Source organism: Pseudoclavibacter helvolus, assembly GCF_014191305.1.
GTDB classification, from domain to species: domain Bacteria; phylum Actinomycetota; class Actinomycetes; order Actinomycetales; family Microbacteriaceae; genus Pseudoclavibacter; species Pseudoclavibacter helvolus.
The window spans coordinates 1279852-1305684 of record NZ_JACHWJ010000001.1 but is presented as its reverse complement, the minus strand read 5'-3'; the positions used below and the strand labels follow the sequence as shown (position 1 = coordinate 1305684).

Here is a 25833-nt window from a genome sequence, read left to right as displayed (position 1 = left end):
GTATCTTCGTCGAAAGGCGGGTGGCTTCGGCCGCCCGCCTTTCGCGTTCCCATCGATACGACGAGCCGCCCAACGCAGCGACTCGTCACATGAAAGGCTTTGCAGCATGGCAGCAGACACCTGGCTCGTGGTCGGACTCGGCAACCCGGGGGAGAAGTACGCGAAGAATCGGCACAACGTGGGCCAGTTCGTCGTGGATGAGCTCGCGAAGCGACTCGGCGCCAGCTTCTCGCGGCACAACAAGGCCAACGCGCGAACGGCGGAAGGACGCACGGCGCCCGGTGGGCCGAAGCTCGTGCTCGCGAAGTCGAACGGCTACATGAACACCTCCGGCGGGCCCGTCTCGCAGCTCGTCGACTACTACGGGATCGACGTCGACCACGTGGTGGTTGTGCACGACGAGCTCGACCTGCCGTTCGACACCCTGAAGCTCAAGGTGGGTGGCGGCCACGGCGGACACAACGGGCTGCGCGACATCAGCGCCGCGCTCGGCGACCCCGGCTACCTGCGCGTGCGTGTTGGCGTCGGGCGCCCGCCAGGCAGGCAAGACGCTGCCGACTTCGTCCTCAAGGACTTCGCGGGCAGTGAACGAGAAGTCCTCCCCGTACTCGTCGGCGACGCAGCCGACGCCGTCGAGCTCATCGCGAGCGAAGGGATGCAGGCGGCACAGCTGCGCGTGCACACGGCGGCAGGCGCGTGAAGCTCGTCGTCCAGCGCGTCACCGAAGCGAGCGTCACGGTCGAAGGCCGCGTTGTCGGCAGCATCGCTGAAGCGGGCCTCCTGATCCTGGTCGGCGTCACGCACACCGACACCGAGGCGGATGCGGCCAAGCTCGCCCGCAAGGTGCTCGGGCTGCGCATCCTGAACGACGAGAAGTCGGTGCTCGACACCGGGTCGCCCGTGCTTGTCGTGAGCCAGTTCACGCTCTACGGGGATGCGCGCAAGGGGCGCCGGCCTTCGTGGTCGCTCGCCAGCGGCAGGGCACACTCGGAGCCGGTCGTGGATGCGTTCGTCGCCGCCCTGCGCGACGGCGGCGCGCGAGTCGAGACGGGAGAGTTCGGGGCCATGATGAAGGTCGCGAGCGTCAACGACGGGCCGTTTACGGTGCTGCTCGAGTCGGCGGATCTCGCCTAGCTCGCCGATAGCGAAAAAGCGGGCCTCGCGACTGTAGGAAGTATCTTCGCCTCGGCGCGTACAATTCCCCGAGTGACTCTGCACGGCTTCGTACGCTCCATCCAGTCCACCCCTTCTTTCGAGCGCGCCATGGGGCGCGCCGGTCGTGACACCGACTTCTCGCTGGTCGACGGCGCGAGGGCGCCGCTCATCGCGAACCTCCTCGCCGCCCGCCAGGCCGAGCTCGGCGCGGCCCCCATGCTGTTTGTGCTCACGGCGACGAGCCGCGAGACGGAGCAGTTCGGCGCAGACCTGCAGACGTTCGTCCCGGATGCGCGCATCGCCGAGTTCCCGGCCTGGGAGACACTGCCGCACGAGCGTCTGAGCCCGTCGGTGGAAACGACGGGACGTCGCCTGCGCGCGATGCGCGAGCTCACCGAGTGGAAGGCTGGCGACAAGACGGCGCCGTTTGTGCTGCTCGCCTCGGTGCGCGCCGCCCTCCAGCCCCTGCTGCCCGGCCTCGACGCCGCCACGACCATCCGCCTCGAGCGCGGCTCGCGTGGCAACGACCTGTCGAGCCTCGCGCTCCAGCTGGTCGACCTCGCCTACTCGCGCGTCGACATGGTCACGCGTCGCGGCGAGTTCGCGGTGCGTGGCGGCATCCTCGACGTCTTCCCGCCCGATGCCTCGCACGCGCTGCGCATCGACTTCTTCGGCGACGAGGTCGACGAGATCCGAGTGTTCTCGGTCGCCGACCAGCGATCGCTGGAGTCTGAGGTCACCGAGGCGCTCATCACTCCCGCGCGTGAGCTACTCCTCACGGAGAGCGTGCGCCAGCGCGCACGCGAGATGCAGCACGAGTTCCCCAACCTGCAGCAGATGCTCGCCAAGATCGCCGAGGGCATCCCATCGGAGGGCATGGAGTCGCTTGCCCCGGCGCTCGTGAGCGAGCTCGTCCCGATCACGAGCTACCTGCCGGAGGACGCCGCCATGGCCGTGCTCTCGCCCGAGCGAGTCGCGACGCGTGCCGTGCACCTCTCCGAGACCAACCACGAGTTCCTCGAGGCAGCCTGGAGCGCGGCCACGGCTGGCGCCGACGCGCCCATCGACCTCAGCTCCGGCGACTTCCTCACCGTCTCGGGACTGCGGGATGCTCGTGGGGCGCGGCCGTGGTGGTCGTTTTCCCCGTTCCAGACGCTGGAGATCCCGGAGGAGCAGCTCGACGCGAGCGAGATCCTCGCGGTCAAGATCGAAGGCGACGCGGTTCCGAGCTTCGCCGGCAACGCCGACGGCGCTATCGAGCACGTCTCCGCCCTCCTCAAAGACGGCTGGCGGGTTGTAGTGACGAGCCAGGGGCCCGGCCTCGTGGAGCGCGCGAGCCAGCTGCTCTCCGAGCACGGTGACGGGGCGCGGCTCGTCGATGAGCTGCCGGACGAGCTCGAGACCGGGGTCGCGTACCTCACTCAGTCGCCCGTCTCCACTGGCGTGCAGGTGCCGGGGGAGAAGCTCGCGCTTGTCACCGAGACTGACTTCTTCGGCCGCTCGGTTGGCTACGACTCGCGGCAGCCGAAGAAGCTCGCGAGGCGCCGGGCGAACTCGGTCGTCGACCCGTTGCAGCTCAAGGCGGGCGACTTCGTCGTGCACGAGACGCACGGTATCGGCAAGTTCATTGAGCTGCGCCAGCGCGAGGTGCAGGCGGGTGGCCGCAACGCCCCGAAGACCGTGCGCGAGTACCTGCTCATCGAGTATGCGCCCTCCAAGCGCGGGCAGCCGGGGGACAAGCTCTTCATCCCGACCGAGCAGCTCGACCAGCTCACGAAGTACGTCGGCGGCGAGGCGCCAGCCCTGTCCAAGATGGGCGGCTCCGACTGGTCGGCCGCGAAGGGCAAGGCACGCAAGGCCGTCCGCGACATCGCGGTCGAGCTGGTCAAGCTTTACAGCACGCGCATGGCCTCGAAGGGGCACGCCTTCGGGCCTGACACCCCCTGGCAGCACGAGCTCGAGGAAGCGTTCCCGTTTGTCGAGACGCCGGATCAGCTGCAGACGGTGGACGAGATCAAACGCGACATGGAGCGCCCCATCCCCATGGACCGCCTCGTCTCCGGCGACGTCGGCTTCGGCAAGACCGAGGTCGCCGTGCGCGCCGCGTTCAAGGCGGTGCAGGACGGCAAGCAGGTTGTCATCCTCGTGCCGACGACCCTGCTCGTGCGCCAGCACCACGAGACGTTCTCGGAGCGCATGGCCGGCTTCCCCGTGACCATCAAGCCTCTCAGTCGGTTCCAGTCGAAGAAGGAGTCGGAGGAGACGATCCGCGGACTCGCCGACGGCTCCGTCGACATCGTCATCGGCACGCACCGCCTGCTCACCGACTCCATCGCGTACAAGGACGTCGGGCTGATCGTCATCGACGAGGAGCAGCGTTTCGGCGTCGAGCACAAGGACGCGCTCAAGAAGCTCAAGGCCAACGTCGACATCCTCGCCATGAGCGCAACGCCCATCCCGCGAACCCTCGAGATGGCCGTCACAGGCATCCGTGAGATGTCGACCCTCGCGACCCCGCCTGAAGACCGCCACCCGATCCTCACCTTTGTCGGCGCGAAGTCCGACCGCCAGGTCGCAGCGGCCATCCGCCGCGAGCTGTTGCGCGAGGGCCAGGTCTTCTACGTGCACAACCGCACCGCATCCATCAACCGGGTCGCGGCCGAGATCGCCGAGCTCGTGCCGGAAGCGCGCGTGGCGGTCGCTCACGGCAAGCTCAGCGAGGCGCGGCTCGAGCAGATCATCGTCGACTTCTGGGAGCGCAAGTTCGACGTGCTCGTGTCGACGACGATCGTCGAGACCGGCCTCGACATCGCCAACGCGAACACGCTCATCATCGACGACGCAGAACGGTACGGCCTCAGCCAGCTCCACCAGCTGCGTGGACGCGTCGGCCGTGGCCGTGAGCGCGCATACGCCTACCTCCTCTACGACGGAACGCGTCCACTCACCGAGACCGCGACCGACCGGCTCGAGACCATCGCAGCGAACAACGAACTCGGCTCTGGCATGCAGGTCGCGCTCAAGGACCTCGAGATCCGAGGTGCAGGCAACCTGCTCGGCGGCGAGCAATCCGGTCACATCGCGGGTGTCGGCTTTGACCTGTACCTGCGCATGATCGGTGAGGCCGTCAATACCTTCCGTGGCGAGGTGGCTGAGGGTCAGACCGAGCTTCGCCTCGAGATCCCCGTGGATGCACGTGTGCCGGAGGACTACGTCGCGAGCGAGCGGCTTCGCCTCGAGGCCTACCAGAAGCTGTCCAGCGCCTCGAGCCCCAACGCCAAGCCCGGCCAGATCGGGCTTGTCCTCGAGGAGCTGCAGGACCGCTACGGCGAGCCGCCCATCGAAGTGCAGCGCCTCATCGAGGTGTCGAAACTCCGCCGCCTCGCCGTCAAGGCGGGCCTCGGCGAGCTCGTCGTGTTCGGCAAGACGCTCCGCATCGGACCAGCCGAGCTCAGCGACTCGAAGCAGATGCGCCTGCGCCGCATGTACCCAGGCTCAAAGGTCGTGGACGCCACGAACTCCCTCGCGATCCCCGTGCTCGAGGGCCGAGACGGCAACCAGCCGAGCGACGAGGAAATGCTCATCTGGGTGCGCGGCATCCTCAAGGCGATCTTCGAGATCGAGGACGAAGCTGTCGAGGTGCCGAGCGACACGGAAGCGAAGTAGCCGTGTCGGACGCGAGCGAGGGTCCCGTGGAGTCGATGCCTCCCGGGCTCCCTGCGCGTCCTGAGCTCCCTGCTACCTACGGGCGTCCTGCTCGGGCTGAGCACCCTGGGCTTTCTGCGCATCCGGAGCTGAACCGGCTGCTCGCCGTGGTGGATGCGTTTCGCGGTGCGGGCGGATGCGCCTGGTACGAGGAGCAGACCCACGCGTCGCTCGTGAAGTACCTCACGGAGGAGACCGCGGAGCTCGTCGAGGCCCTCGAGGACGACAACCCGGCAGATATAAAGGAGGAGCTGGGGGACGTGCTCTTCCAGGTGCTCTTCCACTCCGACATCGCGGCCCAACGGGGGAGCGGCGCCTTCACCCTCGAGGACGTCGCCCGCGAGCAGGCCGACAAGCTCCTGCGCCGGAACCCACATGTCTTCGGGCCGAATCCCACCCGCGACATCGACGAGATCATCCGCCTGTGGCAGGAAGCGAAAGCCATCGAGAAGCGCGACCGCACGAGCGTCCTCGACGGCGTGCCCCGGGATATGTCGGCGATTGCGCTTGCCCAGAAGCTCCTCGGCAAGGAGCGCCAGGTCGGCGCGGTGCCAGTGCCCGTGCCCACCACGCTCGACTCGGGATGGGGTTCTCACCTCGGGATGGGTTGCAACCCATCCGGAAGCGAGAAAGCCATCCCGAGTCCTGCGGCCGCGGAGCTCGCGGCGCCTGCAGTTGTCTCCGAAGCCGAGGCGAGACTCAAGGTCGGCGCGGACGCCGACGCCGATGATGAGCTGGCGCTCGGGCGAACGCTGCTGGCGCTCGTGCGCCACGCGGATGCGCGTGGCCTCGACGCCGAGCGCGCCATGCGGCTCGCGAACCGCGAACTGGAGCAGAGCATCCGCGCGGCCGAAACCCGAGACGTCTGACCTGCTTGACGCTGCCCGGCGATTCGCCCTCTGGGGTGAGGCTCACAGGGCGAATCGCCGGGCAGCGTTCGGCCAAGCCGGGCCAGGCCAGGCCGGCCGGCAGGATGCGGGGGAGGTCAGCGGTTGGAGGTCAGCGCGCTCGACAGGTCGCGGGCGAGGTTACCGCGGTCGGCCACGACGATGTCGTCGAGGTTCTGCCAGGCGGCCGCGTCGCCAAGCAGCAGCGCCGTGCGTTCGGCGATGTCGGCGGGCGCATCCGCTTCGCTCCACGCCGATTGCACGCGCAGGATGCGCGCCTGGCGGTCGTTCTTGAGGTCGATGCGGCCGACAACTGCGTCGCCGAGGAGGATGGGCAGCGAGTAGTAGCCGTACACGCGCTTGTGGGCCGGCGTGTAGATCTCGATGCGGTAGTGGAAGTCGTGCATCCGCTCGCCTCGTGGCCGGAACCAGACGACCGGGTCGAAGGGGGAGAGGAGCGCCGCGGCGTCCATGGTGCGCGGGTGGCGGGCGTCGCGGTGCAGCCAGGCGACGCCGGGTTGGCCGTCTTTGCCCCACTCGGCGACTTGCACGGGCAGGACCTCGCCAGAGTCAGAGAGCTCCTCGAGCGCGGTCTTCGTGAGCGCCATCGGCACGCGGAAGTAGTCGGCCAGGTCAGCCGTCGTGCCGATGCCGTGGGCGGCGGCTGCCATGCCGGTGAGCTCGCGGACGGCGTCGCGCGTGCTCACCTCAGCACCCAGGACTTCGGGGGGAAGCACCTGCTCTGGCAAGGCGTATCTCCGCTCGAATCCCTTGCGGGGAGCGGATGCGAGCTCGCCCCAGCGGAAGAGGTATTCGAGCACGATCTTGACGTCGGACCATTCCCACCAGCTTCCACGCCGCTTGTTCGCCTCGTGTTCGAACTCGCTGGCGGCGAGCGGGCCTCGCTCGAGGAGCTCGGCGCGCAGCCAAGCGATCGTCGCCGCATGGCCCTCGAGGAACTCCGCGTTCTTGCGGCGGTCTCTCTGCTCTTTGTCGCGCATCCGCCACGCGAACAGCGGCAGTGACGAGACGGGGAGGAGAGCCGCCTCGTGGGCCCAGTACTCGGTGAGGCGCGGTTGGCGACCGGACGCGAGCCGGTCGAGCGCCGCCTTGTCGTAGCCGCCCAGTCGAGAAAACACCGGCATGTAGTGGCTCCGCTCCCACACGTTCACAGAGTCGATCTGCAGCAGGTGGATGCGCGAGAGCAGCGAGCTCAGCTGCCTCGTTCCGGTTTGGGTCGCGGTGCTTCGCGCGCCGAACCCCTGGGCTGCGAGCGCGATGCGCCGGGCCTGAGCCGCACCGATGAGGGGGAGTCGGGTGGTCATGCCTCGTCGCGCCGTTCGAGCGTGATCTCGACGCGGCCGCTTTCGACGGGCAGCGGGCCGCCGGCGACGGGTGTGGGGGCCGGAATCACGCGCTCCGCCTCGAGAGTCGCCGCGGCCTCGGCGTGGGTGGGGGCAAACGCCTGGTCGACCCCGGTCATCGCGCCAGACAGGGCACCTCCGACGCGTGGGCGGCCTGGGCGGCCGATGCGCGAGAAGCTCCAGAACACGCAGGCAGCGAAGAGGAGCGCTGCCGAGAGGATGACGGGGCCGGTCACAACGCACCCCCGAGTCCGTCGCGTGCAATCATCCTGCGAGAATAGTGCAATGGCTTCTCAGATCACTCCGCCTCGTGGCATGCGCGATTTCCTCCCGGCAGACAAGCGCAGGCGCGAGCGCATCCTCGGGACGATCCGCGAGGTCTACACGAGGCACGGCTTCGACGAGATCGAGACGCCCGTCGTCGAGGACGCGGCTCGCCTGCACTCCGGGCTCGGTGGCGACAACGAGAAGCTGTCGTTCGCGGTCATGAAGCGCGCCTTGGACGCGGAGGCCCTCGCCGCGGCCGCTGAGGCAGGCGACCCGCTTGCACTCAGCGACCTGGGCCTGCGCTTCGACCTGACTGTGCCGCTCGCTCGCTTCGTCGCGACGCACCGCGGCACGCTGCCCGGAGTATTCCGTAGCCTGCAGATGGCCCCGGTCTGGCGGGCCGAGCGTCCGCAGAAGGGGCGGTACCGCCAGTTCGTGCAGTGCGACATCGACATCATCGGCGAGCCAGGGGCGCTTGCGGAGGTCGAATTGCTTGTGGCCTCCTCAGCCGCGCTTGTTGAGCTCGGCCTCGACAACTGCACGATCCGCGTCAACGATCGGCGCCTGCTGACGGCACTGCTTGTGCACTGCGGGTTCGCGGAATCGGAGCACGGCGCCGCGCTCATCACGATCGACAAGCTCGACAAGATCGGACCGGAGGGCGTCGCGGCGGAACTCGCCACGCTCAACGCGACCGCTGCGCTGCAGCTCGCTGCGGCCCTCGCCACGTGGGCCCCGCTGCTCGAGACGGGCATCCGCCTGGACCGCGAGATGATCCTCACGAGCCTGCCAGGCGCCCTGCGCGAGGACTCCGCCGTCGTCGAGGTCGTCGAGGGAATGGTCGAGATCGCGGATGCGGCTACCGCGGCAGGAGCTTCGATTCGCCTCGTCTTCGACCCGAGCCTTGTTCGAGGGATGGGGTACTACACGGGCACGATCTTCGAGGCGGCGCACCCGGAGTCCGGGTCGTCGGTTGGTGGTGGCGGGCGCTACGACGGCATGATCGGCCGCTTCCTGGGCCAGGATGTGCCCGCCTGCGGGTTCTCGATCGGCTTCGAGCGCATCGTCGACCTGGCCACGCTGCCCGACTCGGGGGAGGAGCGCGCCGTTGCTCTGCTCTTCGACAAGCGCGCGTCCGTCTCCGACATCGCAAGGGTCAAGGGTGCTGTTGTGCGTTCGGGAGCCTCTCGCGTGCGCGTCGCGAAGAAACCCAAGAACGTGCGCGGCCTCCTGGCGTCGCTCGCCGAGCAGGGCTTCACGCACGTCGCCCACATTCGGGACGAGCACGTTAACGCTCCCGAGACGCTCAGCTTCGAAGCGCTCCAGCAGTAATAGCCTGGCACCTCCGAACGAGGGGGAGCTTTGGAATTGAGCACTCGACAGGGGAAACCAGCCGACAGAGTCCGGAAGCGTTGGCTCGCGTCCGTGGGCCTCGCGGTAACAACGGCAACGTCACTGAGCGGATGCTCACTGCTCGGCGAATGGGATGAGCCCTTCGCTTACCAGGAAGTTGTGATCCCGGAGTCCGTTGCTGAGCCCGGAAGCCGTTTCGAGTACCGGGAGACGGCGCTGCTTCCGCTTGAGGACGGTCGGGAGGTCGCCGTAACGTTCACTCAGGTCATGACGGGCCTCCACGAGAACGCCGGGCTCGCGGAGATCGGACCAGATTGGACGACTCCGGGGTCAATGAACGTCACCATCGGCATGCAAGGCGACGCGGCGCATGGGGTGTCGGCGCTCCCGCCTGACCTCGTCGGCATCCTCGATGACGGCTCCGTTGCTGCTCGAGCAACGGTGGAGGAGGCTCCCGACGCGGTCGCCTGCGATCTGCTTCTGCAGGTCCCAGAACAGGATGACGCGGATTCTCATCAACTTCGGTGCGCGATCTACCTCGTTCCGGCGGGACGTGAGCTCATCGAAGTCCGCTGGGTGCCCGTGGATGCTGAGTCCGGCTACCAAGAGCGCCCGGTCACTTGGCGAGTGCCAAGCATGGAGGAGCTCATGACGGAGGAGCTGGCGAAGATGCCCACGCCGACCTCGTGACCGGGGGCGCCGCGCCTTCCTCACGTTCCGCCAGCACCTATACACTGACAAAGGACCGCGTCTCTGGCGGTCCGTACGCTACTGATTCGCAAGGAGCATCCTGTGGCCCTTATTGACGTCGTCCACGCCCGCGAGATCCTCGATTCCCGAGGCAACCCAACCGTCGAGGTCGAGGTTCTGCTCGATGACGGATCGACCGGCCGCGCGGCCGTGCCGTCCGGTGCATCCACCGGTGCCTTCGAAGCCTTCGAGCTGCGCGACGGCGACGCCGACCGCTACCTCGGCAAGGGCGTCCAGAAGGCCGTCGAGGCAGTCATCGACGAGATCGACCCCGCCATCGAGTTCTTCGACGCCAGCGACCAGCGCCTCGTCGACGAGGAGCTCAAGGAGCTCGACGGCACCCCGAACAAGAAGCGCCTCGGCGCGAACGCCATCCTCGGCGTGAGCCTCGCAGTTGCCAAGGCAGCAGCCGACTCGGCTGGCCTCCCGCTCTTCCGCTACGTCGGCGGCCCGAACGCTCACGTGCTCCCCGTGCCGATGATGAACATCATCAACGGTGGCGCGCACGCGGACAACGGCATCGACGTGCAGGAGTTCATGATCCTCCCCATCGGTGCAGAGACCTTCAGCGAAGCACTTCGCTGGGGCACCGAGGTGTACCACCAGCTCAAGAAGACGCTGCACTCGAAGGGCTACGCGACGGGCCTCGGCGACGAGGGCGGCTTCGCTCCCGACCTGCCCAACACGCGTGCGGCACTCGACCTCATCGTCGAGGCCATCGGCGCGACGAAGTACGAGCTCGGCACCGACATCGTGCTCGGCATGGACGTCGCATCGAGCGAGTTCTTCAAGGACGGCAAGTACCACTTCGAGGGTGCTGAGGTTTCGGCAGAGGAGATGACGGCCTTCTACGAGAAGCTCGTCGCCGACTACCCGATCGTCACGATCGAGGACCCGCTGGACGAGGACGACTGGTCGGGCTACCAGGCCCTCACCGCCGCCATCGGCGACAAGGTGCAGATCGTCGGCGACGACCTCTTCGTCACCAACCCGGAGCGCCTCCAGCGCGGCATCACCGAGGGCGCGGCGAACTCGCTCCTCGTGAAGGTCAACCAGATCGGCACGCTCACGGAGACGCTCGACGCTGTCTCGCTCGCGCAGCGCGCCGGCTACACGGCGATCCTGTCGCACCGTTCGGGCGAGACCGAGGACGCGACGATCGCGCACCTCGCGGTTGCCACGAACTCCGGCCAGATCAAGACCGGTGCACCTGCGCGCACCGACCGCGTCGCGAAGTACAACGAGCTCCTCCGCATCGAGGAAGAGCTCGGCGACGCCGCCGTCTACGCGGGACGCAGCGCCTTCCCTCGTCACAAGGCTTAGGGCCTCGCCGCAAGGCATAGGGGTTTCGCCGCGCTGATCAGCGCGACACACGAACGGGTCGGGGCAAGTCCCCGGCCCGTTCGGCATGATTGGGAACGCAACACGGAGAGGGGGATGCGCATGGCCAGCAGCACAGGCAAGTCGGGGGCGACCGGCAAGGCGGGTTCCGGCTCCGGTTCGGGTCAGCGAAAGCGTCCGAGCTCCCCTCCGAAGGACGACGTCACGGCTTCCGCTCCGAAGGCAGGCTCGAAGTCCGCGACTCCGAGGGCGGGCTCAAGGGCGAAGTCGAGCGCAGCGGCTTCGCCGAAGCCGGGTTCGAAGTCGCAGGCGAAGGCCAAGCCTCGCGGCAAGTCGGCGCCCACGCCGCCTCGGAAGTCCGCCTCCACCGCCTCCACCGGCTCGACGACGAGACGCCGCATGCCAACCGTGCGGCCGAACGGCGCGACTGTGCTGGTGGCGCTCGTCGTCATCCTCGGCATCGCTGTGCTGGCTCCGACAGCGCAGCGGTACATCGCGCAGCGGCAGTACGTTGCGCAGCTGCAGGCCGAGCTCGCCGAGACGCAGAAGAGCGTGGATGAGATCGCCACAGAACGTGACAGGTGGAGCGACCCCGCCTACATCCAGTCGCAGGCCCGCGGTCGGCTGCTCTTCGTCATGCCTGGCGACACCAGCTATCTTGTGCTCGACCCGCCAGCGACCACGAAGCAGCAGCAGAGCAACATCAGCACAGAACTCCACGAGACGCAGTCGAGCTGGCTCGACAGCTTCGTCGAGTCGCTTGTCACGGCGGGCACCGCCCCGGCGCCCACGCCAAGCGAGTAGCACCACCTTCACGAACGAGACCAGCGGATGCGCGTCAGCACGCATGCGCCAAGCAGAGCCGAAAGTGACGAATGCTCGAGTACTCAGAAGCCACCGAACGCGACCTCGAGGTCATGCGCGAGCAGCTCGGCCGACCCATGCGGGGCGTCGTCGGCATCGGAGCGCGCTGTGCTTGCGGTAACCCGACGGTTGTGGTCACGCGTCCTCGGCTCCCAGACGGCACGCCGTTCCCAACCCTCTACTACCTGTCGCACCCGGCTGCGACGATCGCAATGTCGCAGATCGAGGCAGACCAGATCATGCCGGAGATGCAACAGCGTCTCAGCGACGATGATGACTTCCGCGCCGCCTACCTCGCCGCACACGAGCGCTACCTCGCGGAGCGCGAATCGGTCGAGGTGGTCGAGGAGATCGCCGGCGTCACGGCGGGCGGCATGCCGACGCGCGTCAAATGCCTGCACGCCCTTGCCGCGCATTCGCTCGTCGCGGGTCCCGGTGTGAACCGGGTCGGCGACTGGGCGCTCGAACTCTCAACCTGGTCGCCGCAGCGCTGCGTGTGCGCCAACCCCGGCGATGCACTCGCCGGTGACGCGCAGGAGTAGACTTGACAAGGTTTTCCTCGCCCAACCATCGCATGCAGGGAGTACAAGTACGTGACTAAGATTCTCATCGTTGGCGGAGGCTACGCCGGCTTCTACACGGCGTGGCAGCTTGAGAAGCAGCTGAACCCGGGCGAAGCCCAAGTCACAGTTGTCGACCCGCTGCCGTACATGACGTACCAGCCATTCCTCCCAGAGGTCATCAGCGGAAACATCGAGCCGCGTCACGCGGTCGTCTCGCTGCGTCGTCACCTCAAGCGCTCGCGCGTCATCACGGCTGAGGTCACGAACATCGACCACGCCACGAAGACGGCGACCATCAAGCCTGAGATCGGCGAGCCCTACACGGTCAACTACGACATCATCGTGGTCACCGCTGGCGCCGTCTCGCGCACGTTCCCGATCCCTGGCATCGCCGACAACGCCATCGGCGTGAAGACGATTGAAGAAGCCACGTGGATTCGCGACACGATGATCGACAACTTCAACAAGGCGTCGACCATGGCCCCGGGCCCGGAGCGCACGCGACTCCTGACCTTCGTGGTCGTCGGCGGTGGCTTCGCAGGTATCGAGTCGTTCGCTGAGATGCGTTCGCTCGCGACCGCGCTGCTCGAGGACTACCCGTCGCTGCAGTTCGACGACGTGCACTTCCACCTCATCGAGGCCGCAGGGCGCATCATGCCCGAGGTCTCGGAGGACACGGCTCTCTGGGTGATCAAGAACCTCGCAGAGCGCGGTGCGACGGTCCACCTCAACACGCAGGTCACCTCTGCCGTTGACGGCGTCGTCGAGACCTCGGCTGGAGACAAGTTCCCCACCGATGTCATCGTCTGGACCGCAGGCGTCATGGCTGCTCCCGTCATCAAGAGCAACAGCGACCTCCCGGTTGACGAGCGCGGACGCCTCCGTGCGCGCGCTGACCTCCGGGTCGAGGGTGACAACGGCATCGTGCAGGACGCTTGGGCAGCTGGCGACGTGTCGGCCGTTCCTGACCTGTCCGGTGGCGGAGTCGGTGGCTTCTGCGTGCCGAACGCACAGCACGCGGTTCGCCAGGGCAAGCTCATGGCCTCGAACCTCGTCGCAACGCTCCGCGGCGGAACGCCGAAGGACTACTACCACGAGAACATGGGCGCGGTTGCCGGCCTCGGCATCGGTGTCGGCGTGTTCCAGTCGGGCACCTTCGCCCTGACCGGTGTGCTCGCGTGGCTCGCTCACCGCGGCTACCACGACCTGGCGATCCCGACCGTCGAGCGCAAGATCCGCGTGCTCACGGGCTGGATCAACAACTTCGTGCTCGGCCGCGACTTCGTGTCGATCAGCGCCCGCGAGACGCCCCGCGCAGCGTTCGAGCGCTTCGCTTCGCGTCCCCGTCCGGCTGCTCCCGCCGCCGACGCGGCGCCGGCCAAGCTGCCCGCGGCTGACGCCGACAAGAAGCCAGAAGCTGACAAGGCCGCCGAGAAGCCGGCCGAGGCCGTCGCTGCCAAGCCCGCAGCAGGCAAGCCCGCTCCGGCGCGCGCTGCCAAGGCTCCCGCTGGCGACAGCAAGTAGCTGACCTCGTCGGGGCCGCCTCATCTCCGGATGCGGCGGCCCCGACTTGTACGCCCCACTAGCCCAATTGGCAGAGGCAGAAGACTTAAAATCTTTCCAGGTCAGGGTTCGAGTCCCTGGTGGGGCACCATGAGCGCTTCCCGCGAGCGTCGAGCTTCGCGTGGCACGATGCCGGCATGGTGATCGAGGTTCGAGCGGCGAAGCACTTCGCCGACGTGAAGACGATGGTCGGCCCCAAGTGGCCGGACGCCAACGTGTGCTGGTGCCTCAGCTACCGCATCCCGTCCAAGGAGAATCAGTCGCTCGCCGGCCCCGAACGCGGCGAGCGGGTCAAGCGGCTGCTGCGGCAGAAGATCCCTCCTGGTGTCCTCGCCTACGAGGGGGATGAGGTAGTCGGCTGGGCCGCCGTGCACCCACGAAGCGACACGAGCTTCGCCCGCAACCGCCGCATCCCGCACCTCGACGACCTGCCGGTCTGGTCGCTGTGGTGCGTCCGGGTACGTCCCGGGTTCCGCGGTCAGGGCATCTCGCACCGGCTGGTCGAGGGCGCCGTGCAGTTCGCGAAGGACCACGACGCGCCCGCCGTCGAGGCGTAGCCCGTGGACAACGGGGGAGCGAAGGTCGACTTGACGATGGCCTACGTCGGCACGCGCTCCCTGTTCGAGAAGGCTGGCTTCTCGAAGGTCTCCGACACCGACTCCGTGCTGAACGGCTTCCCTCGAGTCCTCATGCGCCTCGACCTGCACTGAGGCGCTCGCCGCGCTGACGGGCCATACTGGCGACATGCCGATTCTCAACAAGGACATGACCCTCTGCATCTCGCTTGCGGCGCGACCGTCGAACCTCGGGACGCGGTTCCACAACTACCTCTACGAGGAACTGGGCCTCAACTTCATCTACAAGGCCTTCACCACGGAGGACCTCGAGGGTGCGATTCGTGGCGTCAGAGCGCTCGGGATTCGGGGATGCTCAGTGTCGATGCCGTTCAAGGAAGCCGTCATCCCGCTGGTCGACGAGCTCGACCCTTCGGCGCTCGCCATCGAGTCGGTCAACACGATCGTCAACGACGGCGGCAGGCTCATCGCGTCGAACACTGACTACGAGGCCATCGCGGAACTCATCGCGGAACACCAGATCAGCCCCGCGCTGCCCGTCGTCGTTCGGGGAGCAGGCGGCATGGCCAAGGCCGTCGTGGCGGCCTTCCGGGACGCGGGCTTCGCGGACCTCACGGTGGTCGCGCGCAACGAAGCCGCCGGCTCGGCGCTCGCCGAGAAGTGCGGCTACAGCTGGCAGGTCACCGACCCGGCCCCTGGCCCGTTTGCGCTCGTCAACGTCACCCCACTCGGCATGACGGGGGCCGATGAAGACGCGCTGTCCTTCACGGGGGAGCAGGTAGCAGCCGCAGCGCTCGTCTTCGACGTCGTCGCGTTCCCCGCCGAGACTCCGCTCATCCGTCTCGCTCGGGCCCGTGGCGTTCCCGTCGTCACCGGTGCCGCCGTCGCCGCCCTGCAGGCCGCGCGCCAGTTCGAGAAGTACACGGGCAGGAGCATCACGGCCGACCAGGTCGACCGTGCGGCCGCGTTCTCCAGGGAGGGCTAGCAGGGCGAACCCGGTGGAGGCTGCCCGGCCAGAGGGCCGAGCAACCTCCATGAGGTCTGTCCGCTAGGCGGTGATGGCGGCCCGGCGCCCGACCCGCTCAGGCCGTTGCGCGCCGAGCATGGCGTGCACGATCATGTCCTCGTCGAGCAGCTCGGAGCGGCCCTCGAGCGCGGTGCGGCCGTTGGCGAGCACCACGACGCGGTGGCTCCACTGCAGGAGCTCCGTCATGTCGGTGCCGAGGAAGACAACCGAGGTGCCGGTCTCGGCGAGGCTGTGAAGGAACGCGAAGACGGAACGGCGCGCCCCGACATCGACGCCCTGCGTGGGGTGGGCAAGTACCAGCACGTTGCCGCCGCGTTCGACGGCACGGATGAACTCGGCCTTCTGCTGGTCGCCACCCGAGAGCTCGTCGAGCGCGGCATGGATGTTCGTGGTGTTGATCCGCAGACGGTTCACGAGGTCGATCATCTTGCGCGCTCGCGAGATCTCGGCGCTGAGGGAGCCGTCGGCCTTGTCGACGCCCTGGATGAGGCTCCGATCGGCGTCGAATGACGGCACGGCGTCGGGGAGGAAGCTGACGCCGTGCGCTTCAGCGACGCCTTCTTCCGTAAGGTCGACGGGTTCCCCGAAGAGCTCGACGTGGCCCTCCTTGGGGCGTGCCGCTCCTCCGAGGATCTCGATGAGCTGGCGGACACCGGAATCGTGGGTGCCCGTGATTCCGACGACTTCGCCCGGTCGGACGTGCAGGTCGACGCCGTGCAGCAGGTTGTTGTCGCCAACGCCGAACGCGGCCAGTGCTACGCGGTGAGCGTCGTCGGCGGCAGCCGCGAGCGTCGCGTCCGCTTCGGGGAGCTCGCCGATGAGCATGATCGTGAGCTCTTCAGAGCTGAGGCCCGCGATAGGGGTGTCGATGGCGATCTTGCCCTCACGGAGCACGAGCACGCGGTCGACGATCGACTGCACCTCATCCATGCGGTGCGTGATGTACAGGATGCCCCGCCCCTGGGCCGCAAGCTGGCGCAGCACACGGTGGAGCAGCGCGATCTCATGGTCGGCGAGCGTGACTGCCACCTCGTCGATGACAACAAGCTGTGCCTCTTCAGCGAGCATGCGCACCACTTCGACGAGTGCACGCCTCCCGCGGTCGAGCTCGTCGATCATGGCGTCCAGATCGAGGTCAGCACCGGTCTGGTCGGAGAGCTCCTGTGCTCGCTCGAGCACGGCCTCGTGCGTCTCGCCTGCACGGTAGGTGTTGCGGAAGAGCGCCTGCGCAACCGTCAGGCCGGCCGGAGGCTCCGCGTTCTGAGTGATGACGCCGACTCCGCAGGCCTGCGCCTCCTCGAGCGTTTCAGGAGCGTACGGCTCCTCGCCGAGAATCATGGTTCCGGAATCGAGCTGGTGTCGCCCGACGAGCGTGCTGACGAGTGTGCTCTTGCCGGCCCCGTTGATGCCGATGAGCCCGACGATCTGGCCTCGGTAGAGGGTGAGATCGATCTCTCGAAGCACCTGCCGGTTACCGTACGAAGCCGTCGCACCAGTCATGTGTACAAGAGTGTCCATCGTTCCCCCTCGATAGCTCTGCGACGCGCGATTCTGGGATCGACAACGCGTCGTTTGTCCGCCCCCTGGCGGCGAACCACGAACTCGGACGAGGTAAATCTATATGATACGCGCGATCACCCGCGTATTGGCGCGGTTCTCGTGTGAGTTATGGTCATGTCGGCTGCCGTCGGTGGCCAACACCGACTCGATCTTCGACCGGCTGAGGTTGACGCGCAGGTCCGCTATTCACTGCAATGGAGGCGGAGGCTCTTGAGCCAGACTGGCGCGGCGGCAACGGCCTTCGCTGCTGTGCTGTCGTCTCGTGATCTTCGATCCTGAGCAACGGACGGCGACGCGGAATCGGATGGCGATCTGGTCGGCAAAGGGGAGCAAGACGACAGAAGCACTTCGGAATGGACGATAACGCAGGACTATTTTCTGCTCGTCGAATCGGAGTGCCGAGTCCGACGCTCGACATGCAAAGGGGAAAGACCACATGAGTTCACTCGACGAAGCAATCAAGCAGCTGCTCAGCATCGAAGGCGCGACCGGCGCCGCGATCGTTGACTATGCCAGCGGCATGGCACTCGCTCAGGGCGGCAACCCGTCCTTCGACCTCGGCATCGCCGCCGCCGGCAACTCGAACGTCGTGCGCGCGAAGCTCAGCACGATGTCTGAGCTCGGTCTGACTGACGAGATCGACGACATCCTGATCACGCTCAGCTCGCAGTACCACCTGATCAACGTGCTCAACACGCAGGGTGCCAGCGGGCTCTTCATCTACCTCGTGCTGAGCCGCACGAGCGCCAACCTGGCACTTGCGCGACACAAGCTCAAGACGGTCGCATCGCAGATCGCAGTCTGACGTCCCAGCGATCAGATCCAGGAGGGGCGACCGAGTGGTCGCCCCTCTTTCGGCCCGAACGTATTGTTGTACTCAGTTCAAAATATGTAAGACTGGGGGTCATGATGGATGTGCTGACACCGGGATTCGGAGCAGAGGCGGTCGACTACGCGCAGGCCCTGACGCGGCAGCGAAGGCTCCACGCGGAGCGAACGAGTGGAACGCGAGGCGACACGCTCGTGTTGCTCGAGCACCCGAGCGTGTACACGGCGGGGCGACTCACGCGGGCGAGCGAGCGACCGATCGACGGTACCCCTGTCGTGGATGCGGACAGAGGTGGGCGGCTCACCTGGCACGGTCCTGGGCAGCTTGTCGGCTACCCGATAGTCAGGCTGCCGGAGCCAATCGATGTCGTGGCGCACGTGCGTCGACTCGAGACCGCGATGATCGAGCTCATCGCAGACTTCGGTGTCGTGGGCAGACAGGTGGCGGGTCGCTCCGGCGTCTGGGTCGGGCACGAGGATGCGCCTCGAAAGATCGCGGCCATCGGCGTCCGCGTCGTCGAAGCCTGCACGATGCACGGCTTCGCCCTGAACTGCTCCAATGAGCTCGAGCCGTTCGAGCGCATCGTCCCGTGCGGCATTAGCGACGCTGGTGTCACCTCGTTGAAGGCTGAGGTCGGACGAGTCATCACTCCTGCGCAGATCGCTCCGCGAGCGGCCGAGCTCCTTGTCCAGCACCTCGACCTCAGGAAGGAAGCCGCCGCGTGACGATCAAGCCGGAGGGCAGGAAGCTGCTCCGAGTCGAGGCGCGCAACGCCCAGACTCCGATCGAGCGCAAGCCGGAGTGGATCAAGACCAGGGCGAAGATGGGCCCAGAGTTCAAGCAGGTCTCCGAGATCGTGAAGGCGGGCGGGTTGCACACCGTCTGCCAGGAGGCGGGGTGCCCGAACATCTTCGAGTGCTGGGAGGACAGGGAGGCCACGTTCCTCATCGGTGGCTCCCAGTGCACGAGGAGGTGCGACTTCTGTCAGATCGACACGGGAAAGCCGGCCGACTACGACACGGACGAGCCGCGGAGGGTCGCCGAGTCGGTGACCACGATGGGGCTGCGCTACGCAACGGTGACCGGCGTCGCGCGTGACGACATACCAGATGAGGGCGCGTGGCTGCACGCCGAGACAGTTCGGCGCATCCACGCCGCGAACCCCGCAACCGGGGTCGAGGTTCTCGCGACCGATTTCTCGGGCAATCCCGAGTTGCTCGCCGAGGTCTTCTCGTCGAAGCCAGAAGTGTTCGCCCACAATGTTGAGACGGTGCCGCGGATCTTCAAACGCATCCGCCCGGCCTTCAGGTACGAGCGATCGCTGGACGTCATCACACAGGCGAGGAGCGCTGGCCTCGTCACGAAGTCCAACCTGATTCTCGGGATGGGGGAGGAGCGGCACGAGATCGAGCGCGCCCTCAGCGACCTCCTCGAGGCCGGTTGCGACATCATCACGCTCACCCAGTACCTGCGGCCGAGCCCGAGGCACCTGCCCGTTGCGCGCTGGGTCAAGCCGCAGGAGTTCGTGGAGCTCAAGACCGTCGCAGAGGACATGGGATTCCTCGGCGTGCTCGCCGGTCCGCTCGTCCGCTCCTCGTACAGGGCTGGGCGCCTCTGGGCGCAAGCTGCGAGGCGCCGGGGGATGCCCATCCCTGAGCATCTCCGGCACCTCGCCGAGTCGTCATCAAGCGAATTCGCTCAGGCCGTGGGCTGACCCCGCCGTCTTGCAGTCGAGGCGGGATACCATTCCGGCATGCTCGAAGTCTGGATCGCCGTCGGAGCCGTGCTCCTCATCGTCATCGCCATCGCCGTGTATGCGGTCGCCACCAGTCGCTCGTTGAAGCGCTTGAGCTCGCGCGTCGACGGTGCGTGGGGCGACATCGCGGCGCAGCTTGCCGCCCGTGAGGAGCTGCTGCCGCAGCTCGAAGCACGCCTGCGAGGGTTCGCGACACACGAAGACAAGGTGTTTGCTGCGTTTGCTGAGGCCCGCCAAGCCAGCTCGCAGGCGGAGACCCCCGAAGAGATGAGCGCTGCTGAGAATCGCGTGCAGGGTGCGCTTCGTGGGCTGTTTGCGGCTTCGGAGGCGTACCCGCAGCTGCAGTCGAGCCGGGAGTTCCTGCAGCTGCAGTCAGATCTCGTCGACGTCGAAAATCGGATCCAGGCGTCCCGGCGCTTCTACAATGGTGGCGTCCGCGAGTACAACACCAAGGTGAAGGTGTTCCCCAACAATCTTGTGGCCGGTCCGCTGCACTACGAGCAGCGAGCATTCTTCGAGGTGGCAGATCGTGCCGCCATCTCGCAGCCCCCGCGAGTGCAGTTCTAGTGGCACGTTCGCGCCCGCAGGCGCTCGTAGTATTGAGCCTATGACCGAAAGTGACCTCGACGAGGTAGCCGCCAAGGCGGCATCGCCGAGAACCGGCTCCACGCTGGCGCAGAACCCCACGCCAGCGCAGCGCAACGAGAGCGAAGACGAACTGGTGCCACGCGGGCTCCGCATCGGTGCCGCTTGGGCCTGGCGCAGCGTTGCGATCCTGCTCGCGCTGATCCCGCTCGGATGGCTCGTCGCCCAGGCGTCGATCCTTGTCATCCCGCTGCTCGTCGCGGCGCTCCTGGCGTCGCTGCTCGCGCCGCTCATGAAGTGGCTTGTAGGGAGCGGTCTGCCGAGGTGGGCGGCGCTCATCCTGTCGCTGATCGTGCTCTTGGTGGCGATCGGAACGCTCATCACCCTGGTCATCAGTCAGTTCGCGCAGGGCTTCAACCTCGACCTCGGGAAGCTCGAGGCGCAGTATCAGCTCGCGTTGCAGTTCCTCGCGGACTCCCCGCTCCACGTCACCGAGCAGCAGGTAGATGACGGACTCGGCCAGCTCGTCGGGTGGGTGCAGTCGAACGTCAACTCGATCGCCTCGCAGGCCCTCTCCGTCGGCTCCAACGTGGCCGCGTTCCTCGCGGGAACGCTCGTCACGGCCTTCGCGCTGATCTTCTATCTGCTCGACGGCCGCAGCATTTGGCTGTTCATCGTGTCGATCTTCCCGAAGAGCGCCCGCGCTGCCATCGATGGGGCGGGCCAGCGCGGCTGGATCTCCGTCGGGCATTATGTGCGAGTCCAGGTGCTTGTTGCCCTCATCGACGCCGTCGGAATCTACCTGGGTGCCGTCATCCTGCAGGTGCCGTTCGCGCTACCCATCGGCGTGATCGTGTTCCTCGCGTCCTTCGTTCCCTACATCGGTGCGATCTCGGCCGGAACGATCGCCGTCGCAGTGGCGTTGGCCTACAACGGCTTCCTCAACGCGCTCATCATGCTCATCGTCGTTGTCGCCGTCATGCAGATCGAGTCGCACATCCTGCAGCCGCTCATCATGGGAAGCGCGGTCAAGCTGCATCCGCTCGCCGTCCTGCTCTCCGTGAGTGCCGGCACGATCTTCGGTGGCATCGCCGGTGCCGTCTTCGCGGTCCCGCTGGTCGCCGCAGGCAAGGTGATGGTCCAGTTCATCTCGCGTGGCACTTGGCGTGACGAGCCTGATCCGACGAAGATCACACAACCCCCGAAATCCAAGCGCGAAAAATCACTGCGCGAACAGAAGGCAAGCACGGTATGACCGCTCCCACCATCACGCTGGAACAGATCGTCGCCGCACGGGAAATCGTGCGGCAGGTCATCTCGCAGACCCCGATCGACTCGGCTCGCTTCCTCTCGGAGAAGCTCGGCTCGCCGGTGCTCCTCAAATGCGAGAACATGCAGCGCACGGGCTCGTACAAGATCCGCGGTGCCACGTACCGCCTGTCGCAGCTGAGCGAAGAGCAACGCTCCCGCGGAGTCGTTGCCGCATCCGCCGGCAATCACGCCCAGGGCGTCGCGTTCGCGGCACGACAGCTCGGCATCAAGGCGACGATCTTCATGCCTGTTGGAGTGCCGCTGCCCAAGTTGCAGGCGACCCGCGGGTACGGCGCGGAGGTCGTCCTCACCGGGGTGAACGTCGCTGATGCACTGCTAGCCGCGAAGCAGTTCGCGGCGGATACTGGTGCGGAGTTCATCCACCCGTACGACCACGCCGACATCATCACTGGCCAGGCGACGCTTGCACTCGACATCCTCGAGCAGGCGCCAGACGTCGACACGATCATCGTGCCCATCGGCGGCGGGGGCCTCATCTCCGGCGTCAGTGTCGCGGCGAAGCTCCTTGGGGAGCAGCGCGGCCGCCCGATTCGCATCATCGGCGTGCAGGCGGCCAACTCCGCGCCCTTCCCGGTCTCGCTGGAGGCGGGCCACCCGGTCAAGATTCAAGCCCGCCCGACGATCGCTGATGGCATCGCCGTCGACGTGCCTGGCGACATCACGTTCGAGGTTGTCCGCGACCTCGTGGATGAAGTGGTGACCGTTTCAGAGGACGACATCTCTCGCGCGATCCTGCTACTCGTGGAGCGTGCGAAGCTCGTCGCAGAGCCCGCCGGGGCGACCGCGGTGGCGGCGATCCTCGCAGATAAGATCAAGGACGCCGGCACAACCGTCGCGATCCTGTCCGGTGGCAACATCGACCCGCTCATGCTCGAGAAGGTCCTCAGCCGCGGCCTGGCTGCGTCGGACCGCTACTTGAAGCTCGTCATCGAGCTGCAGGACGTGCCTGGTCAGCTCGCGCTCATCGCGAAGACCATCAGCGAAGTCAATGCCAACGTCGTGGAGGTGCTGCACACCCGCCACAACAAGGGTCTGCAGGTCAGTCACGTCGAGCTCGAGGTGTCCGTCGAGACGCGCGGCACCGAGCATTCGCACCAGGTCATGGATGCGCTTCGGGCCCTCGGCTACCAGCCGCGCACGAGCCGCGACGCTGCACCCATGCCATGACCTGAGCATCCGGCGCCGAACCAACGAGAAGAGGACCTCCCGCGGGAGGTCCTCTTCCTGTCTTGCAGCGTTGCTTCGGGCGCCGTGAGGCGTCCCGTGGCTACGGGTGGAAGGTCTCGACTTCGACGATCTCGACCTCGATGGAGTTGCCGTTCGGCGCCTCGTAGCTCGTGGAGCCGCCAACAGCGAGGCCGAGGATCGAGGCTCCGAGCGGGCTCTCGCCCGAGTACACGCGCAGCTGTGTCTGATCTGCCATCTCACGGCTGCCGAGGAGGAACTTCTGCTCCTTGCCGCCGATCTTGGCCGTGACAACGGTGCCGGTCTCGACGATGCCAGATGCCTCTGGCGCTTCGCGCACCTCGGAGTTCTTCAGCATCGTCTCGAGCTGGTTGATTCGGGCCTCGATCTTGCCCTGCTCGTCCTTCGCCGCGTGGTAGCCGGCGTTCTCCTTGAGGTCGCCGTCTTCGCGCGCCTCCTCGATGCGCTTGGCGATCTCTTCGCGACCGTTCACGGCGAGCTCATCGAGCTCCGCCTTGAGGCGGTCATAAGTCTCCTGGGTGAGCCAGGTCACCGATGGGTTAGCCATGCTGGAACTCCTTGTGCAGCCGGATATGACCAAAGCCCTGACACGAGTCAGGGCCTCACTGCTCATTCTACGGCAACCAGCATTCCTTCACCAAAGCCGTCGTGCCGGCCTTCGTCGTTCGCACCTGCACGTTCAGGACCTGGGATGGCTCTTCGCTCGGCGGAACATCGACGATGTCCCAGCCGACAACAGCCTGCTGCTCGTCGCGGATCTCGATGGCGCAGGTGACCTCGGTACCCGCCGGAGCTGTGATCCGGTAGTCGAAACTCACGTTCGCGCTGTCGACGATCGAGAATCGCACCGTGTCGGCACGGATCGCCGACGAGGACACGGGCCCGACAGTGGTTGTCGCCCAGAACGCGACGACGGCGATGACGAAGATGCCGACGACCATCCAGATCCAACGCTCCGGTTTCTTCTCCGAGCGCTGCGAGCGTGTGCCGTAGCGGTCCATGAGATCAGCACGGTCGGCGAGGTCAGCTGCGGGAGCGGCGGCTGCGGCGGTTTCGCGTTCAGCTGACACGGGGGTTTCCTCTCGGCGGGAGGTCGTGCGCGGCCAGAAACAGGCGGCCACGCGAGATAGGCTCTCTATCTAGGTTAACGTTCCACGAGGAGACCAGTGACACTTCGACTGTTGGCGGTCCACGCCCATCCCGATGACGAGTCAAGCAAGGGCGCAGCGACGTACGCTTCGTACCGTGCCGCTGGCGCCGAAGTCATGGTGGTCAGTTGCACCGGCGGCGAGGCTGGGGACATCCTCAACCCTGGACTCGAATCGGTCTACCACGCTCAGCGAGACCTTGCCGGGCTTCGTCGAGTCGAGATGGCCGCCGCCCAGGAGATCCTCGGGGTCGAGCATCGTTGGCTCGGGTACGTCGATTCGGGGATGGCCTCCGAGGACGGATCGCTTCCCGTCAACTCGTTTGCGAGCATCCCGGTCGACATCTCCTCGCGCCCACTGCTGCGCATCGTGCGTGAGTTCAGGCCGCACGTGCTCGTCACCTATGACGAGAACGGCGGCTACCCACATCCGGACCACATCCGCAGCCACGATGTGTCGATGCGGGTGTGGCGTGAGTCTGGCCTCGCCACCCACCCCGAGCTTGGGGCGCCGTGGCGAATCTCGAAGCTCTACTACGACCGCACCATGAACGGGCGACGGGCTGACAGCCTCCTGCAGCACATCAAGGCGCTCGACCCGGAGTCGCCGCTCCTCGAGCGCCTCGAACAGATGCTCGCGTGGATGCGCGACAAGCCGAGCAACGTGACGACGCAGATCCAGATCGACAAGTTCTTCGATGCGCGCGACTCCGCTCTGCGCTCACACGCGAGCCAGGTGGCCCCTGACAGTGGCTTCTTCGCGATCCCAAGGGACGTCGAGGCCGCGGCCTACCCGTACGACGACTTCGAGCTCATCGACTCTCGCGTTGACGCGCCCACGCCCGAGACCGATCTGTTTGCCGGTGTCGACGAACGCAATGATGACAAGCAGGGCTCTGCGGAGGCTGGCGAGTGATGCTGCTCGCCTACGCCCCGAACTGGGTTCTCTCCCTGGCGTCAGCAGCACCGACGCCGGGGGAGGAGCTGCCCTTCAACCCCGACGACGTCACGCCGGGGCCGCTGGGCTTCTTCGTCTTCATCTTCGTCGCCGTCGCGACCGGGCTGCTCGTCATGGACCTCATTCGCCGCACGAGCCGGGTGCAGGCGAGGGCACGCATCCGCGAGCAGCTGCAGGCTGAGGTCGCGGCCAACGAGGCGGCCGCAGCAGAGGCGCCAGCCGAGGGCGGTGCTGGGACGGCGCACAACCCGAGCGAGACTGCCGAAGGTGACGTCGCGTCAGACGTCAAGAAGGCTGCCGACTAGGCGAAGACCGGCGGGTCGATGCAAAGCAGCAGGATGCCGGTCCACTGGCTGAGGAACGCGAGCACCGTGAAGACGTGGAATAGCTCGTGGAAGCCGAAGTGTCCTGGCCAGAGGTTCGGCCGTTTGAGCGCGTAGAAAACGGCGCCTGCTGTGTAGAACAGCCCGCCGACGACGATGAGCACTACCGTGGCGACGTTCACGGCCGCGATGTCGCCGAGGTAGGCAACCGCTGCCCAGCCAAGGGCGATGTAGAGCGCGACGTACAGCCAGCGCGGGGCGCCGATCCAGAACACACGGAAGCAGATGCCGAGCAGGGCCGCGCCCCATACGATCGCGAACAACGGCCAGCCCTTGTCTGGCGGCAGAGCGACCAGCGCGATGGGCGCGTACGTTCCCGAGATGAGCAGGAAGATGTTGGCATGGTCGAAGCGCTTGAGCGCGACACGCGTCTTCTCGTTCCAGTTGAAGCGGTGGTAGAGCGCAGAGATGCCGAAGAGCAGCCACGAGCAGACGGCGTAGAGCGCGCACGCGAGCTTGGCCGTTGTGCCCTCGGCGAGCAGGATGAGCACGATTCCCGCCGCGATGGATACGGGGAGCGTGCCAGCGTGCACCCAGCCACGCCAGGACGGTTTCACCTCGGTGAGGGGAGCCCCCGAGTCAGCCTCGAGCAGGGGCAAGTGCACCGTCGGCTCTGGGCCCGGGTCGAGTTCCGCGTCAGCGTGATGTTCTGAAGCCACCCTC

At 66.7% G+C, this 25833-nt stretch carries 25 protein-coding genes, 1 tRNA gene and 1 pseudogene; 21 read left to right on the top strand and 6 right to left on the bottom strand.

Annotation, left to right across the window (positions count from 1 at the left end):
- Positions 1 to 106 precede the first annotated feature (106 nt).
- From pth to FHX72_RS06190, 4 genes are all read left to right on the top strand, one after another.
- Positions 107 to 700 carry an aminoacyl-tRNA hydrolase gene (pth, locus tag FHX72_RS06205; protein ID WP_068479552.1) on the top strand — a complete coding sequence of 198 codons (594 nt, stop codon included), beginning with the start codon at positions 107 to 109 and terminating at the stop codon, positions 698 to 700.
- Positions 697 to 1134 (top strand): D-aminoacyl-tRNA deacylase, encoded by a 438-nt coding sequence (dtd, locus tag FHX72_RS06200; protein WP_068479550.1) that lies wholly within the window; start codon positions 697 to 699, stop codon positions 1132 to 1134. Before pth ends, dtd begins: the two co-directional genes overlap by 4 nt.
- Positions 1135 to 1206: 72 nt before the next feature.
- Positions 1207 to 4821, top strand: coding sequence for a transcription-repair coupling factor (gene mfd, locus FHX72_RS06195; protein WP_377606346.1), 3615 nt, complete (start codon positions 1207 to 1209; stop codon positions 4819 to 4821).
- 2 nt (positions 4822 to 4823) lie between these two features.
- Complete coding sequence (locus tag FHX72_RS06190; RefSeq protein ID WP_338110053.1) at positions 4824 to 5729, top strand: MazG nucleotide pyrophosphohydrolase domain-containing protein; 906 nt, start codon at positions 4824 to 4826, stop codon at positions 5727 to 5729.
- Positions 5730 to 5845: 116 nt separating this feature from the next.
- On the opposite strand, the gene FHX72_RS06185 is transcribed toward FHX72_RS06190, so the two are convergent.
- Both FHX72_RS06185 and FHX72_RS06180 read right to left on the bottom strand, forming a co-directional pair.
- Positions 5846 to 7072 (bottom strand): winged helix-turn-helix domain-containing protein, encoded by a 1227-nt coding sequence (locus FHX72_RS06185; protein ID WP_068479546.1) that lies wholly within the window; start codon positions 7070 to 7072, stop codon positions 5846 to 5848.
- On the bottom strand, positions 7069 to 7347 hold the full coding sequence (locus FHX72_RS06180; RefSeq protein ID WP_068479544.1) for a hypothetical protein: 279 nt from the start codon (positions 7345 to 7347) through the stop codon (positions 7069 to 7071). Before FHX72_RS06180 ends, FHX72_RS06185 begins: the two co-directional genes overlap by 4 nt.
- A 49-nt stretch (positions 7348 to 7396) precedes the next feature.
- Here FHX72_RS06180 and hisS point away from each other — a divergent pair, with 49 nt between their 5' ends.
- The 9 genes and pseudogenes from hisS to FHX72_RS06135 all read left to right on the top strand — a co-directional run bounded on the left by hisS (position 7397) and on the right by FHX72_RS06135 (position 15372).
- Positions 7397 to 8710, top strand: a complete 1314-nt coding sequence (gene hisS, locus FHX72_RS06175) for a histidine--tRNA ligase (protein ID WP_183623678.1) — start codon at positions 7397 to 7399, stop codon at positions 8708 to 8710.
- A gap of 36 nt (positions 8711 to 8746) precedes the next feature.
- Positions 8747 to 9421 (top strand): hypothetical protein, encoded by a 675-nt coding sequence (locus FHX72_RS06170; RefSeq protein WP_183623676.1) that lies wholly within the window; start codon positions 8747 to 8749, stop codon positions 9419 to 9421.
- A gap of 102 nt (positions 9422 to 9523) precedes the next feature.
- Positions 9524 to 10804, top strand: coding sequence for a phosphopyruvate hydratase (gene eno / locus FHX72_RS06165; protein WP_068479538.1), 1281 nt, complete (start codon positions 9524 to 9526; stop codon positions 10802 to 10804).
- Between the two features lie 120 nt (positions 10805 to 10924).
- On the top strand, positions 10925 to 11626 hold the full coding sequence (locus tag FHX72_RS06160) for an FtsB family cell division protein (RefSeq protein ID WP_183623674.1): 702 nt from the start codon (positions 10925 to 10927) through the stop codon (positions 11624 to 11626).
- Positions 11627 to 11697: 71 nt separating this feature from the next.
- Entirely contained in the window at positions 11698 to 12228 is a 531-nt protein-coding gene (locus FHX72_RS06155) for a DUF501 domain-containing protein (RefSeq protein WP_244963977.1), read from the top strand.
- Between the two features lie 51 nt (positions 12229 to 12279).
- The gene (locus FHX72_RS06150; RefSeq protein WP_183623672.1) at positions 12280 to 13773 is read left to right on the top strand and encodes an FAD-dependent oxidoreductase; all 1494 of its coding nucleotides are present in this window, start codon (positions 12280 to 12282) and stop codon (positions 13771 to 13773) included.
- Positions 13774 to 13825: 52 nt separating this feature from the next.
- A tRNA-Leu gene (locus FHX72_RS06145) sits at positions 13826 to 13903 on the top strand.
- A 46-nt stretch (positions 13904 to 13949) separates the two neighbouring features.
- Positions 13950 to 14522: pseudogene (locus FHX72_RS06140) on the top strand (GNAT family N-acetyltransferase).
- A gap of 34 nt (positions 14523 to 14556) precedes the next feature.
- Positions 14557 to 15372, top strand: coding sequence for a shikimate 5-dehydrogenase (locus FHX72_RS06135; RefSeq protein ID WP_183623669.1), 816 nt, complete (start codon positions 14557 to 14559; stop codon positions 15370 to 15372).
- Positions 15373 to 15435: 63 nt separating this feature from the next.
- Here FHX72_RS06135 and FHX72_RS06130 read toward each other — a convergent pair whose 3' ends face one another.
- Positions 15436 to 16914: an ATP-binding cassette domain-containing protein gene (locus FHX72_RS06130; RefSeq protein ID WP_183623662.1), complete on the bottom strand. Its 1479-nt coding sequence runs from the start codon at positions 16912 to 16914 to the stop codon at positions 15436 to 15438.
- Positions 16915 to 17410: 496 nt separating this feature from the next.
- Here FHX72_RS06130 and FHX72_RS06125 point away from each other — a divergent pair, with 496 nt between their 5' ends.
- From FHX72_RS06125 to ilvA, 6 genes are all read left to right on the top strand, one after another.
- Positions 17411 to 17779, top strand: coding sequence for a hypothetical protein (locus FHX72_RS06125; protein WP_183623660.1), 369 nt, complete (start codon positions 17411 to 17413; stop codon positions 17777 to 17779).
- A gap of 101 nt (positions 17780 to 17880) precedes the next feature.
- Positions 17881 to 18528, top strand: coding sequence for a lipoyl(octanoyl) transferase LipB (gene lipB / locus FHX72_RS06120; protein WP_183623658.1), 648 nt, complete (start codon positions 17881 to 17883; stop codon positions 18526 to 18528).
- Positions 18525 to 19517, top strand: a complete 993-nt coding sequence (gene lipA, locus FHX72_RS06115; protein ID WP_183623656.1) for a lipoyl synthase — start codon at positions 18525 to 18527, stop codon at positions 19515 to 19517. The genes lipB and lipA overlap by 4 nt, the downstream gene beginning before the upstream one ends.
- 39 nt (positions 19518 to 19556) lie before the next feature.
- Positions 19557 to 20126: a LemA family protein gene (locus tag FHX72_RS06110; RefSeq protein ID WP_183623654.1), complete on the top strand. Its 570-nt coding sequence runs from the start codon at positions 19557 to 19559 to the stop codon at positions 20124 to 20126.
- 40 nt (positions 20127 to 20166) lie between these two features.
- Positions 20167 to 21399 (top strand): AI-2E family transporter, encoded by a 1233-nt coding sequence (locus FHX72_RS06105; protein WP_068479513.1) that lies wholly within the window; start codon positions 20167 to 20169, stop codon positions 21397 to 21399.
- Complete coding sequence (gene ilvA / locus FHX72_RS06100) at positions 21396 to 22643, top strand: threonine ammonia-lyase (protein ID WP_183623652.1); 1248 nt, start codon at positions 21396 to 21398, stop codon at positions 22641 to 22643. The genes FHX72_RS06105 and ilvA overlap by 4 nt, the downstream gene beginning before the upstream one ends.
- 100 nt (positions 22644 to 22743) lie before the next feature.
- Here ilvA and greA read toward each other — a convergent pair whose 3' ends face one another.
- Both greA and FHX72_RS06090 read right to left on the bottom strand, forming a co-directional pair.
- Entirely contained in the window at positions 22744 to 23229 is a 486-nt protein-coding gene (gene greA, locus FHX72_RS06095) for a transcription elongation factor GreA (RefSeq protein WP_068479509.1), read from the bottom strand.
- 67 nt (positions 23230 to 23296) lie between these two features.
- Positions 23297 to 23752: a DUF4307 domain-containing protein gene (locus FHX72_RS06090; RefSeq protein WP_183623650.1), complete on the bottom strand. Its 456-nt coding sequence runs from the start codon at positions 23750 to 23752 to the stop codon at positions 23297 to 23299.
- Positions 23753 to 23848: 96 nt separating this feature from the next.
- On the opposite strand from FHX72_RS06090, the gene mca reads away from it, so the two are divergent.
- Both mca and FHX72_RS06080 read left to right on the top strand, forming a co-directional pair.
- The gene (mca, locus tag FHX72_RS06085) at positions 23849 to 24745 is read left to right on the top strand and encodes a mycothiol conjugate amidase Mca (RefSeq protein ID WP_183623648.1); all 897 of its coding nucleotides are present in this window, start codon (positions 23849 to 23851) and stop codon (positions 24743 to 24745) included.
- Entirely contained in the window at positions 24742 to 25092 is a 351-nt protein-coding gene (locus FHX72_RS06080) for a hypothetical protein (RefSeq protein WP_156475679.1), read from the top strand. The genes mca and FHX72_RS06080 overlap by 4 nt, the downstream gene beginning before the upstream one ends.
- On the opposite strand, the gene trhA is transcribed toward FHX72_RS06080, so the two are convergent.
- A complete protein-coding gene (gene trhA, locus FHX72_RS06075; protein ID WP_183623646.1) occupies positions 25089 to 25829 on the bottom strand; it encodes a PAQR family membrane homeostasis protein TrhA in 741 nt (246 codons plus the stop codon). The two genes, FHX72_RS06080 and trhA, sit on opposite strands and share 4 nt — an antisense overlap.
- Between the last annotated feature and the right edge of the window lie 4 nt (positions 25830 to 25833).

Bases quoted from the DNA above. Each gene is read 5' to 3' on its own strand.
- pth (WP_068479552.1), top strand. From the start codon at position 107: ATGGCAGCAGACACCTGGCTCGTGGTCGGACTCGGCAACCCGGGGGAG.
- FHX72_RS06185 (WP_068479546.1), bottom strand. From the start codon at position 7,072: ATGACCACCCGACTCCCCCTCATCGGTGCGGCTCAGGCCCGGCGCATC.
- hisS (WP_183623678.1), top strand. From the start codon at position 7,397: ATGGCTTCTCAGATCACTCCGCCTCGTGGCATGCGCGATTTCCTCCCG.
- FHX72_RS06160 (WP_183623674.1), top strand. From the start codon at position 10,925: ATGGCCAGCAGCACAGGCAAGTCGGGGGCGACCGGCAAGGCGGGTTCC.
- FHX72_RS06155 (WP_244963977.1), top strand. From the start codon at position 11,698: ATGCTCGAGTACTCAGAAGCCACCGAACGCGACCTCGAGGTCATGCGC.
- FHX72_RS06135 (WP_183623669.1), top strand. From the start codon at position 14,557: ATGCCGATTCTCAACAAGGACATGACCCTCTGCATCTCGCTTGCGGCG.
- FHX72_RS06130 (WP_183623662.1), bottom strand. From the start codon at position 16,914: ATGACTGGTGCGACGGCTTCGTACGGTAACCGGCAGGTGCTTCGAGAG.
- FHX72_RS06125 (WP_183623660.1), top strand. From the start codon at position 17,411: ATGAGTTCACTCGACGAAGCAATCAAGCAGCTGCTCAGCATCGAAGGC.
- lipB (WP_183623658.1), top strand. From the start codon at position 17,881: ATGATGGATGTGCTGACACCGGGATTCGGAGCAGAGGCGGTCGACTAC.
- FHX72_RS06110 (WP_183623654.1), top strand. From the start codon at position 19,557: ATGCTCGAAGTCTGGATCGCCGTCGGAGCCGTGCTCCTCATCGTCATC.
- FHX72_RS06105 (WP_068479513.1), top strand. From the start codon at position 20,167: ATGACCGAAAGTGACCTCGACGAGGTAGCCGCCAAGGCGGCATCGCCG.
- ilvA (WP_183623652.1), top strand. From the start codon at position 21,396: ATGACCGCTCCCACCATCACGCTGGAACAGATCGTCGCCGCACGGGAA.
- greA (WP_068479509.1), bottom strand. From the start codon at position 23,229: ATGGCTAACCCATCGGTGACCTGGCTCACCCAGGAGACTTATGACCGC.